Below are 12,743 nucleotides of genomic sequence, written 5' to 3' on the forward strand. Positions count from 1 at the left end.
TAGGGATCGTCGCCGGCTTGCTCCCTTGACCTGCCGCCGTTGTCGTGGAGCCGCGGACACCTCCCGTCGCCACGGTCACCGGCGCCTTCGACTCACCAGCAGCCGTGCGCCCACGTACCGGATGCTCCGGATGATGACCGTGCTGCAGGTAGAACCGCCCTGCCTCGGTAACTTCCGCCCGCCAGCCGCCACCCCGGCGGCTCACCGTCACGAGACCTCGATCACGCAGCGCATAGGTTGACCGCCGCATGCCCTGGTCCTGGGCGCCGGGATCGTCACCCGCAGCCAGTTTCCTGAGAAGCGTGAGTTGTCGATCGTTCAACGCTGTCCAGCGATACATGCGACAAGTCCACAAGGAAACAAGGCGGGTCACAAGTGGCCGTCGATGCCCACGACCAGGGTGTCAGCACCCAGCCAGGCGAACATGCTCGCCCCGGTCGGGGCCGACGTCGGTACCTTCGTCCGCAGGTCGCTGACCAGAGCCGGCCGTCGAGGGTGATGTCGAAGGCTTGGAGCGCGGCCTTCCGCCGCACAGATCCGCACTCCGGCCTGTCAGTAGTCGCGCAGCGCGGACGGTGATGACCCAATCGATCAACGGGGTAGGCTGAAGCACGACGGCTGACCTGCCAAAAGCCGCGATGCTCCACCTCCGGGCACAGGAGGAGAGAACTCGGTGCGCCGCTAAAGAACTCCGCTGCGCTCAAGATCAGGTAGACCGTCTCTCGCTGCGGCGACCAGCGCCTTCGCGAACGGGACGGTGCCGCAGCCATCTCACTGCGTGCTCATGGGTCCGGCATAGGGACCTTCCAGGGACCCGAACGGTGCCGAGGGGCCCGCAAGGGGCCGGAAGGGGCCGGAAGGGGCCGGAAGAATCAGGAAGGGCTCGGGGCTCAGACGTATGGCAGCACGGCTCTGACCTGCGGAAATAGGAAGTGCGGGGCAGGGTCAGGAAGATCACGGACGATCCTCAAAGGACTCATAATCCGTCGGCCGTGGGTTCGAGTCCCACCCGCCCCACCACTCACTACGCGGGAAGCCTGCACACTACGCGGGAAGCCCGCGGAACCCAAGAACGGGGGACACCACTCCAAGGTGGTCCCCCTCGTTCATCCGTTCACCAGGGTCCAGTGGACCCACAGTGGACGCGGGGACGATGCAGTGGACAGAAGCGCCCTCACGCCGCCTTCCACACCCTTTCGGAGCCCGGAGACCGTAGCGGGACGCCCCATGGACTCCGACCTCACGGAGGCAGCTGCCGGAGAGGCCCGGCAGAGCTACGTCGCCGGTCGCCGGATAGCGTACGAGGCTCTTCGGTCTCGCAGGTGAGCTCAGCAGCCTCACAGGAACCGGTGAGCACCGATGCCCATACACACGCGGCAGAGGAGGCCGGCGATCATCGCGGCCGGTGCCCTTGTCGTGATCGCCGCTCGCGTCTCCCTGCACTGCTGGTGGAACACGAATGTTCTGGGCGCGGAGGCCTTCTGCGACGGCAGGCTGGACTCCGGCGATGTGCAGGAAGCTCTCGACTCGCCGGGGCGAGTGTCCGAGGTGCGCGTGCGCGTCCCATCCGACCGGCCCGAGTTCGAATGTTCCGTCAGCCGCACCAGCCGGTTCGTCGGGGGCGAGGACCAGCAGCTGACTCTCACGACCGCCAACGAGCAGGGGGCGTTCCCCTGCACCACTGCCGTCTGGAAGAACCCTGCGGCCAGGTCCTACTTCACCAACGGTGTCACGGGGGCCGTGTCGGAGGCCGGCGGCTACCTGGTGCTGCCCAAGGCCTGCTGGGACACAGTGGGCGATATCCAGGGGAGTCGTGTCGTCGGGCCGGACCCGGAAACGGTGGCCACTGTCGAGGTCACCGTGACGCAGGAATCGGCCGACCGGGCGGGTCCGGCCCGCCTGCTGACGCGGACGGCTCGGAAGGTGGCCGGGGAAGCGGGCTGCAGCACGCCGGAGCTGGCACGGAATCCCAGCCTCTCCGCCCCTTCGGAGCCGCGGAGCACTGTTCCGCGGAGCGTGTGCGGTCTGCCCGGCTTCTCACTACCCGGGGACGCCCTCGTCGAGGGCGTGGCCGAGGTGGTGGGGCGGGAGCAGGTGAACAGCGACAGTGTGCACACATGGGCCTGTGACCTGGACCTCGCGGGCAAGGGGAACGCCGCGGTGTTGTTCGTGACCACGTCCGAAGCCGCCGTCGTCGAAGCGGCCCTCCGCGAGCCGGGTGCCATGCGGAAGCTGCCCGCGGACACCGGATTCGCGGCCACCGAGCAGGCCGTTCTTCACTGCGAGGGCGAAGACGTCTACTTCGGCGCGCGATGGAACGACGGTTACCGGAGGGTGCTTCTGGACAGCACGCATCACTCCCCGGCGAGATACGCCGAGGTCAGGCGGGGCGCGTTCCAGAACTTCCTCGATGCAGCCGCCGGATTTCGCTCCTGTCCGCGCGTCACCCTCCCCGCGAGCACCCAGAGTTCGGTGAACCGCAGCCCTCGAATGGTCCTTGGGACCGTGGCTGACGCGTGGTCAGCGGTCCATGGGCGAAGCTAACGGGGGCGGCCCGTCAGGGCTTTGGACAGGGCCTGGCGGATGCCGTCCGGGGGGTCGGAGTCGGTGGCGGTCTCGTCGGGGGTGAGTGCCGCGGCGATCTCGGGGAGGGTGCTGCCGGCGAGGCGGGCGGCCTCGCGCAGGACGTCCCACGCCTCGTCAGAAGTGCAGCCGTAGCGGGCCATCAGGATGCCGCGGGCGCGGTCGACGAGGGGGCGGGCGGCGACGGCGTCGCGGAACTGCTCGGTCTCCGACTGCAGGGTGTGGGCCTGCTCCGCGTCGGGGGCCGGGCGTGGCGGGACCACGCGGGGCGGCTGGTTGAGCGGGTCGGCGGGGTCCAGGCCGGCTGACTCCAGCATGCGCCGGGGCTGGCCGTTCCAGCGGGTGGCCGTCACCGGCAGGGAGCGGCGCCGGGCGAAGTCGCGCAGGACGTCCAGGAAGCGGAGACCCGCCGTGTCCATGAAGTGGACGCCGCTCATGTCGACGTCCACCCGGGCCGTGCCGGCGGGCAGCCGGGCGAGCGTGCCGGCCAGGGACCGCACGCAGCCCTGGCCCAGCATGCCGCAGGGGGTGAGCAGGGCCCGGTCCCCGTCCATGCGGGCGCCGATGACCAAGGTGTCGAGCCTTCCCGGGAATGGGGGTGGTGCCGAGGAGGTCATGTCACCGCCTGGTCGCTGGGGAGGTCCTTCCGGGGCAGGGGCCGTGCACATGCGTCGTCCGTGCCGTCCCTGTCCTGCTGGGATGCGCCTGCCCCTTTCTGGACGGACTACACGTACGGGTGGGTATGAGGTGGGCCCGACGGGGTATACGCGCGAGCGTTCCCGACGTGAGGAGACGGGCTTGGGTACCGACGGCACGGGCGGGGTTCCGCCGTGCGCGGCCGGGGCCGGGGCGGAGGCCGGGCAGGAGCCCTCGGATCCCTTCGTCCACCTCGCGTCCTTCTACCGGGACGAGCGGCAGTACGTCGACGGCACCGTGTCCTTCGCGCGGGAGGGGCTCGCCGCCGGTGAGGCGGTCGCGCTGGCCGTGCCGGGGGAGAGGCTGCGGCTGGTCAGGGGCGCCCTCGGAGCGGATGCGGGGCGGGTGCGGCTGCTGGACATGCGGGAGGCCGGGCGCAATCCCGGGCGGATCATCCCCGGGGTGCTGCACAAGTTCGCCGACACCCAGCCGGAGGGACGGCGGGTGCGGATCGTGGGCGAGCCGGTGTGGCCCGGGCGCTCAGCGCGGGAGTATCCGGCCTGTGCGCAGCACGAGGCGCTGATCAACGCGGCCTTCCGGGGCCGTGCGGTCACCATCCTGTGCCCCTATGACGAGCGGCGGCTGCCCGAACGGGCGCTCGTGGACGCGCGGGCCACTCATCCGGTCGTGATCCCGGCGGGCTCGCGGGCGCGGCGGCCGAGCGGGGCGTACGCGCCCGAGGAGGTCGTCGCGCGGTACAACGTGCCGTTGCCGCTGGTCACGGGGGCGCTGACGCTGCCGTTCGTGGCGGGGACGCTCACCCGGGTGCGGCACGCCGCCGCGGACGAGGGGCGGCGGCTCGGGCTCACCGGCATGCGGCTGGAGGACCTGGCGCTGGCCGCGGCTGAGCTGACCACCAACAGTGTGGTGCACGGCGGCGGGACAGGGGTGCTGCGGGTGTGGGCGGACGGCGGGGACGTGCTGTGCGAGGTGCGTGACCGAGGGCGGCTCATCGATCCGCTCGCCGGGCGCCGGCCACCGGTGCGCGGACGGAGCGGCGGGCGCGGGCTGCTGCTGGTCCATCTGATCGCCGACCTGGTGCGCGTGCACACCGGGAAGGAGGGCACGACGATCCGCTGCTGGTTCGCGCGCCGAGGCCGGGGCACCGAGTCGGGTCGGTGAGTGCAGGTCAGGTCGCCAGGGGAGCCAGCTCCAGCGGGGTGATCCTGCCCTCGAGCATGGCGCCCAGGCCCTGCACGGCGCACACGTCGGGGCGGTCGGCGATGTGCACCGGCATGCCGGTCGCCTCCCGCAGCATCTGGTCGAGACCCGGAAGCAGGGCGCTGCCGCCGACCATCATGATGCCCCGGTCCGCGAGGTCGGCGACCAGATCCGGCGGGCAGTTGCGCAGCACCTTGCCGATGCCGTCGAGGACGGCGGTGAGCGGGGTCTGGATGGCCTGCCGCACCGCCGCCGTGTCCACCTTGACCGAGCGGGCGAGACCGGTGGCGACGTCCCTGCCGTGGATCTCCGTGGACTCGGGGCCCTGCGGGGTGAGGCCGTTGCCGGACAGGGCGAGCTGCAGGGGCCGTACCGACTGGCTGGGCAGCATCAGCTCGTGCTGGTGACGCAGGTGCTGCACGATCGCGTTGTCCACCGCGTCACCGCCGACCGGGATCCGCTCGGCGGTCACGATCGAACCGAGCGACAGCACCGCCACCTGGGTGGCCGCCGCCCCGCACACCATGATCATGGTCGCCTCGGGGCGCTCCACCGGCAGACCGCAGCCGACGGCAGCGGCGATCAGCGTGTCCACCAGCTCCACCCGGCGGGCGCCGAGGCCCACCAGGGTCTCGATCGCGGCGCGCCGGGCGAGCGGGTCGGCGTCGTGCGGGATGCAGGCGGCGGCGCGCAGCCTGGGCCTGCGCCGCAGATTGCGGCGGATCCGGTCGCCGAGCAGATGCCGCAGCATGCGCTGCGCCATCTCGATGTCGACGACCGTGCCGCCGGAGACCGGCCGGACCACCCGGATGTAGCCCGGGGTCCGCCCGGTCATCTTCTCCGCCAACTCGCCCACCGCGATCAGCGCGCCGGTGCGGGTGTTGACGGCGGCGGCGGAGGGCTGGTCGACGACGAGCCCGGCACCCTTGACGTACACCCGGGTACGGGCCGCGCCCAGGTCGACGGCGAAGTGGCAGCGGCGCAACTGCTCCAGACTGGCGGTCACGGCAGAACCTCCCGAGTGCACGGACCGGCGGCCCGCCGGATGGCGAACCTCACCGCCATCGTGCGCGGCTGCAGCAGCGGGCGCCCTTCATGGGGGGCCGGGCGGGGGGCCGCTGAATGGGGGTCACCTTTTCCGGCGAACCCCGGAGAACCCCGGAGAAACCCCGGGCGGCCCCGGAGAACTCCGGCGAACCTCGGAGACTTTGGCGAACCCCGGAGAACGCCGAGGACTTCGGAGAACCCCGGAGAACTCCGGGGCGCCGAGAAGTGCCGAAGAGCGCCGCACAGCGCCCGGGAAAACAGAGAACTCCGGGGCCCCCGGCGACCGTCCTCGCAGGTCAAGGGCTCCCGCCCCGGATCCCGCGCACCACCCCCAGAGCCGTCAGATCCTGCGGGCGCAGCCGGAGTTGACCGGCCGTCGACTCGATCTCGGTGAGCGGGCGCTTGAGGATCGCGGCCGCGAGCTCCGGAGCGATCACCGAGAAGTAACTGCCGGGCGTGGCCCAGGTGTTGCCGGGCGCGGCCAGCGCCAGCGCGCCGCCGGAGCCGCCCTCGCCGATGACCAGCGTGGTGACGGGCGTGCGGGCGGCGGCCACCGCGCCGAACAGCTCGGCGATCGCCGGGCCCGCGCCCTGCCGTTCCGCCTCCGCGTCATTGGCCGCGCCCGGCGTGTCCACCAGCGTCAGCACCGGGATGCCCAGCCGGTCCGCGAGGCGGATCAGCCGCGCGGCCGTCCGGTAGCCGGCGGGCCTGGTCGCCGCCCCGGTCTGCGCGGCGTAGGCGACGGTACGGCCCCGGTGCTCGCCGAAGCCGCACAGCATCCCGTCGGGGTCGGTGCCCCCGCAGCGGTCGCCGCTGATCGGCAGCCGGCGGGCGAAGTAGGCGTCCAGATAGGCGTGCGCGCGGGGACGCCGCGGGGAGCGTGCCCTGCGCACCGCGTCCCAGCCGGTGGCCGGCAGGGTGGTGTCGCCGAGGGCGGCGGGAACGGGGGCGGGCTCGACCGGCCCGCCGGCCCGCCCCGCGGACAGCAGGCGCAGCCAGGCCGCCAGGGTGTCCCGCAGCTCCTCCGGGCGCACCACGGCGTCCGCCGAGCCCGCCGCCACCTGCGCCTCGGCCGTGTAGGCCGCCGGGTCGGCGTCCGGGGGCCGCACCCGCGAGCCGGCGAAGCCGACCTGGGCGCCGGGCAGGGCCAGCACGATGTCGGCGCCCGCGCCGAGGGTGGCCCAGCCGCCCCCGGTCGTGGGGTCGCGCAGCACCGCGATCTGGGGCAGGCCCGCCTCGCGGGTGAGCGCCGACTCGCGGGCCACGCGCTGAAGCTGCGTCAGGGCGAGCATGCCCTCCTGCATCCGGCTGCCGCCGGTGGCGACCAGCGGCACCACCGGCAGTCGCTGCTCGCGGGCGTGCGTGTACGCCGCGACCAGCCGGTCGCCGGTGCGCTCCCCGAGGGAGCCGCCCAGATAGCCGAACTCGAACGCGATCAGCACGGCACGGGTGCCGCCGACGCGGGCGGTGCCGCAGACCACCGACTCCTGCTCCCCGGTGCGCTCGGCGGCACGGGCGCGGGCGCCGTCGTAGCCCGGCCAGCCGAGCGGGCCGTCTGGCGGTGACCGCCGGGCGGGGGCGGGCAGTTCGGTGAAGTCGTCGGTGACCAGGGCGAGGGTCTCGCGCGCGGAGAGACCGTCAGCCATGGCCCAGCGCCCGCTTCATGATCTTGCCCATGTCGTTGCGGGGGAGCGCCTGAAGATGGTGCACCACGCGCGGGCGCTTGTGCGGGGCGAGGCGGCGGGCCACATGCCCGGCCAGCTCCTCCGGACCGGGCGGGGACTGCGGGTCGGCCGGCACCACCCAGGCCACGATCCGCTCCCCGAGGTCGCTGTCCGGCTCCCCGGTCACCGCTGCCTCCCGCACGCCCGGATGCTCGAGCAGCGCGTTCTCGATCTCCCCGGCGCCGATCTTGTAGCCGCCGCTCTTGATCAGGTCGGTGGCCTTGCGGCCGACGATCCGCACGTAGCCGTCCGGCTCGCGCACCGCCATGTCGCCGGTGCGGAACCAGCCGTCGGCGGTGAAGGCGGCCGCGGTGGCGTCGGGCCGGTTGAGGTACTCGGTGAACAGGTTCGGCCCGCGTACCTGGATCTCGCCGACGGTCTCCCCGTCGTACGCCGTCACCGGCGTGCCGTCCTCCTCCACCAGGCGCAGCTCCACGCCCGGCAGCGGCAGGCCCACCGTGCCGGGGCGGGCCTCGCCGTCGGCGCGGACGCTGGTGTTCATCAGCGTCTCCGTCATGCCGTACCGCTCGATCACCCGGCGTCCCGTCGCCGCGGTGATCCGCTCGTGGTCGTGCACGGGCAGCGCGGCCGAGCCGGAGACCAGCAGCCGTGCGCCGGACAGCGCCGTGACCAGCTCCGGCTGCTCGGGCAGCGCCTCCGCGATCCGGTGGTACATGGTCGGCACGCCGAACAGCATGGTCGCGCCCGAGTTCAGCTCCCGCGCCACGCCCTCGGTGGTGAAGCGGCCGAGGTGACGCACCGAGCCGCCGCGCCGCAGCGGCCCGAGCACGCCCAGCACCAGCCCGTGCACATGGAACAACGGCAGCCCGTGCACCAGCACGTCCTCGCCGGTCCACTGCCAGGCGTCGGCGAGCGCGTCCAGTGTGGCGGCGACCGCCCGCCGCGGGATGACGGCGCCCTTGGGCGGACCCGTGGTGCCGGAGGTGTAGACGATCAGCCCGGGATCCTCGTCCCCGCCACGCTCCCCGAGCGGCCCGCGGCCGGCGACGTCGATGCCGGTGTCGATGCGCGGCACGTCCCGTACCGGACCCGGGAGTGCGGCACCCGGCGCCGCCAGTACGGCCTCGGGCGCGCTGTCGGACAGGATGTGCCCGAGCTCCTTCTCGCCCGACTTGGGATTCAGCGGGACGACGGCCGCTCCGGCGAGCAGTCCGGCCGTGACCGCGACCGCGGTCTCCAGCTCCGGTGTGGCCCACACGGCGACCCGGCGGGCGTCCCGCACGCGGCCGGCCACGGCGGAGGCCGCCGCGCCGAGCTGCCCGTAGGTCAGCGCACGGTCCCCGAAGCGCAGGGCGGGCCGGTCGGCCGGGCCGCCGGTCAGGGCCGGGAAGAGAGAGGACACGGATCAGGCTCCTCGGGGTGCGTGGCCGGTCACCGCACCGCTGCGGCGCGTACCGACCAGTGTGGCCAGGTCCTTGGCGAGCGGCAGCTCCACCGCGTTCAGGCCGGGATGCTCCAGCCGGTGCAGCCGGGGACGATCTACCTCGCCGTCCAGCAGCGGAGGCCACGCGGTCGCCGGGGTGAAGTCGTCGATGACGATCCGCCCGCCCGTCCCCGTCCCCGAGGCCGGCCAGGCCGGCCCCACGCCGCAGTCGGTGCCCGTCTCCCCGAGCGTCCCCTCCGCCCCGGCGGCCGGCGCCTGCGGCAGCCGGCCCTGCCCGGGACGGCAGGACCTGCCGGGCCCGTGCGCCCGGGCGGCGGCATTGGCCCGCGAGACCGGCGGCGGCACCTGCTCCTCGGAGTCGTATGCGTCCGTTCCTGAGCGTGACATGGCATTGATCCTGCCCGCCTCGCGGTGCGGACGACACCGCTCCCCGCTGTGACATGAGCCCCTCCCGGCCATCGCCGCGGTCCAGAACCCGGCCTTCGCTGTCGCCGGGACCGCAGGCCACACCGCCGCCGTCGTTCCGCGGGGGCGCCACCGATGCCGGGCCCTGCCCGGAAGGTGAAGGCCGACCGCGCCGTGCCGGTTCCCGGCGCGTTGTTAGCCTGCGGCGATCCGATGCTGCTGGGTGAGAGGGAGAGGTGTCGTGGGGCGGACAGCGCTCGTGACCTGCCGGCCGGCACCCGGTGTGGCCGAGGACCGGGACCTGCCGGGGCTGGTGCGGGCGCTTCAGGCGGCCGGGGCCGAGGCGGTGGCGGTGGCGTGGGACGACGAGGAGGTGGACTGGGGGAGTTTCGACCTTGCCGTCATCCGGTCGACCTGGGACTACAGCTGGCGGGCGGCGGAGTTCACCGCGTGGGCGCAGCGGTGCGGGAGGGCGACGCGGCTGGCCAATCCGGTGGACGTGGTGCGGTGGAACGTGGACAAGCGCTATCTCGGTGAGCTGGGGGCGGCCGGGGTGCCGGTCGTCGAGACCCGGTATGTGGCGGCCGGGGACCCGGTCGAGCTGCCGCAGGAGGGGGAGTTCGTGGTCAAGCCGACGTCGGGGGCGGGCGCGCGGCTCGCCGCTCGCTATGCGGCGGACGAGCACGAGGCTGCCCGGCGGCAGATCCGGCGGATGCACGCCGAGGGGTTCACGGCGATGGTGCAGCCGTATGTGCGCAGTGTCGACACGGCGGGGGAGCGGGCGCTGCAGTTCTTCGGCGGGAGTCTGCTGCACGCCAGCCGCAAGGGGGCGGTGCTGGCGCCCGGCACTCCGTACGACGCCCGCAAGACGGCTCACCCGGGGCTGACGCCGTGGACGCCTGCGGCGGAGGAACTCGCGGTGGCCGAGCGGGCTCTGGGTGCGGTGCCGGGGGCGCCCGAGCTGCTGTACGCGCGGGTGGATCTGGTGGACGGTGACGACGGGCGGCCGCGGGTGATGGAGCTGGAGCTGGTGGAGCCGGATCTGTTCCTGTCGCTGCATCCGGGGTCGGTGCCGCGGGTGGTGGATGCGATCCTCAGGGCTGCTGCCGGGGGCCGACCGCGGTGCGCTGGAGGAGACCCCAGGTGAACTCGGCGGTCACCCGGTGAGGCCGGCCGTCCGCGTCCGGTGCGGTGAAGGCGAGGCCCCAGCGGGTGGGGGCGGAGCCCTGGAGGGGGCGGGCGGGGGCGAAGGCGCGGGCGGCCTCGTCGACCGTGCAGGACCAGGGGGTGAGGTCCTCCAGCGTGCGCAGCGCGGGCGGGGCGGCGTGCGGGGCGCGCACCAGCCATTCCTTCCACACCGTGCCGTCCGGTGCGGTCAGCACCTCGAAGCGCAGGTCGGGCCAGAGCGGCAGCGGCCACAGCCAGGCCTCGCACGGAAGGTCGCCGACCCGGCGCGGGGTGCGGGACTCCGGTTCGCCCAGCACCGAGCGGTAGCGGGCGAGCGCAGGGCGGGAGCGGCGCGAGCGGACCATCGCCTGCCAGCGCTTGTTGGCCTCCCGCATCCGGGCGAGGGACACCCCCAGCTCACGGCGTGCGTCCTCCACCAGGTCCGGGTTGTGGTCGGCCATGCGGCGCAGCAGCACGAGCTGGAAGTCCAGCCGGCCGAAGGGGTCAGCGGGGCGTTCTCCTGTGGGCACGGGCACCATGGTCGCGCACCGGGAACTCGCCGGGGCGCCGGCCGTCCGGCAGGAACAGCACCGAGTTGACGTAGCGGGGGCCGCGCAGGGCGCCGTGGGGCAGGACCCGGCGGAGCAGGCCGCGGGTGACCACGTAGGACGCCTCGGCCTGGTGGGCCTCCAGCGGGAAGCGGGACAACGGGAGCCAGTCGTCGCCGGGCAGCACCCAGCCCTCGTAGCCGAGCAGCGACAGATACGTCACCACGGGGGCGACGGGCTGGATGCGGGACTCCAGTTCGATGAAGAGGGCAGGCCGGTCGCGGGCCAGCAGGCCGGTGGCCCCGCGCAGCACCGCCGGCTCGCTGCCGTCCACGTCGATCTTGATGAAGCCGACGTTCCGCAGGCCCAGCTCGTCCAGGGTGACGCAGCTGACGTCCAGGGCCCGGCCGTGGATGTCCCGGCGGACCAGCGACGACACACCGCGGTCGCCGCCGTCGTCCGGCGGCAGCCACAGGCGGGCGATGCCGGGGTGGTCGGAGGCGGCGGCGCGCACCACCCGTACGTTGCGCGGGGAGGTGGTGGCGAGCAGCCGGGCCAGATGCGGCACCGGTTCCACGGTCACCACCCGGCGGGCGCGCCCGGCCAGCCGGCGCGTCCAGGGGCCGTACCAGCCGCCGACGTCCACCGCCGTGTCGCAGTCCGGCGGGCACAGGTCGGCGAGCCGCGCCAGCTCCGGCTCGAAACGGGGGTAGACGGCACGGGCCGCGGCGGCGACGACCCGGGTGGGCAGGAAGGACGCCACGCGGGCCGCGAGGGTCCGGTGCGCGGTCATGGGGTGGGATCCTCCCGTTCGCCGGGGCCGGCCGCCCCGCCTTCGTCCGGTCCCGTGGCCGGCCCGGGCTCTTCCGGGCCGAGGAGGCCCAGCAGCTTCTCGTGCTCCTCCTCCGAGAGCTGCTCGCCGGAGGACGGCAGCAGCTGCGGGATGCCGTCGAGGACCGGATAGCGGCGGCGCAGCCGCGGGTTGTACAGCGCCTCCCGCTCGCCGGGCACCAGGCGCAGCGGGCCCTTGTCGAGGGGACAGGCCAGGATCTTCAGCAGCGGGTCGTCGGGTTTCACGGTGGGGTCAGCTCCTTCGCGCCGGTCGGGGAGGGCGGGGCGGCGGTGTCGTGTTTCGGCATGGCGAGGAGCACGGCCACCGCGAGGGCGATGCCCGCGACGCGCAGGGCCAGCCGCAGCGGCTCGTCGGGCAGCTCCTCGCCGAACGCCAGGGTGCCGAGCACCGCCGTGTACAGGCAGGTCACGGTCGTGCACACCGGCACGATCAGCGAGGCCCGGCAGCGCTGCAGCGCCGCCTGCGACATCACGAGGCCGAACGCCCCGGTGAACATCAGCAGATAGGGGTAGGGGGAGCGCAGCAGGCCGAGCAGCGCACCGCCGAGGCCACCGCCGCCGGTCAGATGGCTGGAGACGCCCTTGATGGCGAGCGAGCTGACGCCGTAGAGCAGGCCCACGGCCACGCCGTACTCCACGCCGGTGGTGGGCAGCCGGTGCCGGTGCCGGGCGTTGCGCTCGGCCGAGCTGTACAGCCACACCCCGGCCGCCAGCGACGGCACGCACACCAGCAGCACCAGCGGATACGGCGCCCCGCGGCCGACCGTGTCGGCGCCGGGACCGCCCTCGCGCAGCGACAGCACCACCATCAGCAGCGCCAGCAGGATCGCGGCGAGCGCGTACCGCTCCCGGCCGCTGGTGCGCTCCCCGAGCAGCCGTGCCGACAGCAGCACCAGCAGCACCAGCCCGGAGACGAAGATGCCCTGCGCGGCGGCGATCGGCAGGGTGGCGTACACCGCGAGCTGGGCGCCGAAACCGGCGGCGAGGGCCAGCGAGCCGCCGATCCACAGCGGGCTGCTCAGCACCAGCCGCAGCAGCCGGGCCGGCTGACGGATCGTTACTGCCGGCAGCCCGGCGAGCGCCCGCTTCTCCAGGACGAACCCGCCGCTGTACAGGACGTTCGCCAACAGGGCCGCGGCCACTCCCCACCACATG

Annotated in this window: 12 protein-coding genes and 1 pseudogene; 3 read left to right on the plus strand and 10 right to left on the minus strand. The window is 73.9% G+C overall.

The features are described 5' to 3' along the window. Positions 1 to 340, minus strand: a pseudogene (locus HCJ93_RS29200) (hypothetical protein); the annotation flags it as partial. A 1,019-nt stretch (positions 341 to 1,359) separates the two neighbouring features. Here HCJ93_RS29200 and HCJ93_RS19900 point away from each other — a divergent pair. After that, positions 1,360 to 2,544 (plus strand): hypothetical protein, encoded by a 1,185-nt coding sequence (locus HCJ93_RS19900; RefSeq protein WP_167997101.1) that lies wholly within the window; start codon positions 1,360 to 1,362, stop codon positions 2,542 to 2,544. Here the strand turns inward: HCJ93_RS19900 and HCJ93_RS19905 are convergent. After that, complete coding sequence (locus HCJ93_RS19905; RefSeq protein ID WP_240967718.1) at positions 2,541 to 3,155, minus strand: ANTAR domain-containing protein; 615 nt, start codon at positions 3,153 to 3,155, stop codon at positions 2,541 to 2,543. The two genes, HCJ93_RS19900 and HCJ93_RS19905, sit on opposite strands and share 4 nt — an antisense overlap. Positions 3,156 to 3,381: 226 nt before the next feature. Between HCJ93_RS19905 and HCJ93_RS19910 the strand changes: the two genes are divergently transcribed. Further along, positions 3,382 to 4,401 carry an anti-sigma factor RsbA family regulatory protein gene (locus tag HCJ93_RS19910; protein ID WP_240967719.1) on the plus strand — a complete coding sequence of 340 codons (1,020 nt, stop codon included), beginning with the start codon at positions 3,382 to 3,384 and terminating at the stop codon, positions 4,399 to 4,401. A gap of 7 nt (positions 4,402 to 4,408) precedes the next feature. Here HCJ93_RS19910 and HCJ93_RS19915 read toward each other — a convergent pair whose 3' ends face one another. The 4 genes from HCJ93_RS19915 to HCJ93_RS19930 form a co-directional block, all read right to left on the minus strand. After that, complete coding sequence (locus HCJ93_RS19915) at positions 4,409 to 5,446, minus strand: rod shape-determining protein (RefSeq protein ID WP_167997103.1); 1,038 nt, start codon at positions 5,444 to 5,446, stop codon at positions 4,409 to 4,411. A 337-nt stretch (positions 5,447 to 5,783) separates the two neighbouring features. Next, a complete protein-coding gene (locus tag HCJ93_RS19920) occupies positions 5,784 to 7,133 on the minus strand; it encodes a carboxyl transferase domain-containing protein (RefSeq protein WP_167997104.1) in 1,350 nt (449 codons plus the stop codon). Further along, positions 7,126 to 8,574 (minus strand): acyl-CoA synthetase, encoded by a 1,449-nt coding sequence (locus tag HCJ93_RS19925; protein WP_167997105.1) that lies wholly within the window; start codon positions 8,572 to 8,574, stop codon positions 7,126 to 7,128. Before HCJ93_RS19925 ends, HCJ93_RS19920 begins: the two co-directional genes overlap by 8 nt. Positions 8,575 to 8,577: 3 nt before the next feature. Continuing rightward, a complete protein-coding gene (locus HCJ93_RS19930; protein ID WP_167997106.1) occupies positions 8,578 to 9,003 on the minus strand; it encodes a hypothetical protein in 426 nt (141 codons plus the stop codon). Between the two features lie 259 nt (positions 9,004 to 9,262). On the opposite strand from HCJ93_RS19930, the gene HCJ93_RS19935 reads away from it, so the two are divergent. Continuing rightward, positions 9,263 to 10,168 (plus strand): ATP-grasp domain-containing protein, encoded by a 906-nt coding sequence (locus HCJ93_RS19935; RefSeq protein WP_167997107.1) that lies wholly within the window; start codon positions 9,263 to 9,265, stop codon positions 10,166 to 10,168. Here HCJ93_RS19935 and HCJ93_RS19940 read toward each other — a convergent pair. From HCJ93_RS19940 to HCJ93_RS19955, 4 genes are read right to left on the minus strand one after another with little or no spacing between them, the layout of a single operon-like run. Continuing rightward, positions 10,116 to 10,727, minus strand: coding sequence for a hypothetical protein (locus tag HCJ93_RS19940; protein ID WP_167997108.1), 612 nt, complete (start codon positions 10,725 to 10,727; stop codon positions 10,116 to 10,118). The genes HCJ93_RS19935 and HCJ93_RS19940 overlap by 53 nt on opposite strands. Beyond that, entirely contained in the window at positions 10,693 to 11,529 is an 837-nt protein-coding gene (locus HCJ93_RS19945) for an FkbM family methyltransferase (protein ID WP_167997109.1), read from the minus strand. The genes HCJ93_RS19940 and HCJ93_RS19945 overlap by 35 nt, the downstream gene beginning before the upstream one ends. After that, positions 11,526 to 11,813: a Trm112 family protein gene (locus tag HCJ93_RS19950; RefSeq protein ID WP_167997110.1), complete on the minus strand. Its 288-nt coding sequence runs from the start codon at positions 11,811 to 11,813 to the stop codon at positions 11,526 to 11,528. Before HCJ93_RS19950 ends, HCJ93_RS19945 begins: the two co-directional genes overlap by 4 nt. After that, positions 11,810 to 12,730 (minus strand): hypothetical protein, encoded by a 921-nt coding sequence (locus tag HCJ93_RS19955; protein WP_167997208.1) that lies wholly within the window; start codon positions 12,728 to 12,730, stop codon positions 11,810 to 11,812. Before HCJ93_RS19955 ends, HCJ93_RS19950 begins: the two co-directional genes overlap by 4 nt. Between the last annotated feature and the right edge of the window lie 13 nt (positions 12,731 to 12,743).

It is taken from the genome of Streptomyces composti (assembly GCF_012034205.1).
Classification (GTDB): Bacteria; Actinomycetota; Actinomycetes; order Streptomycetales; family Streptomycetaceae; genus Streptomyces; species Streptomyces composti.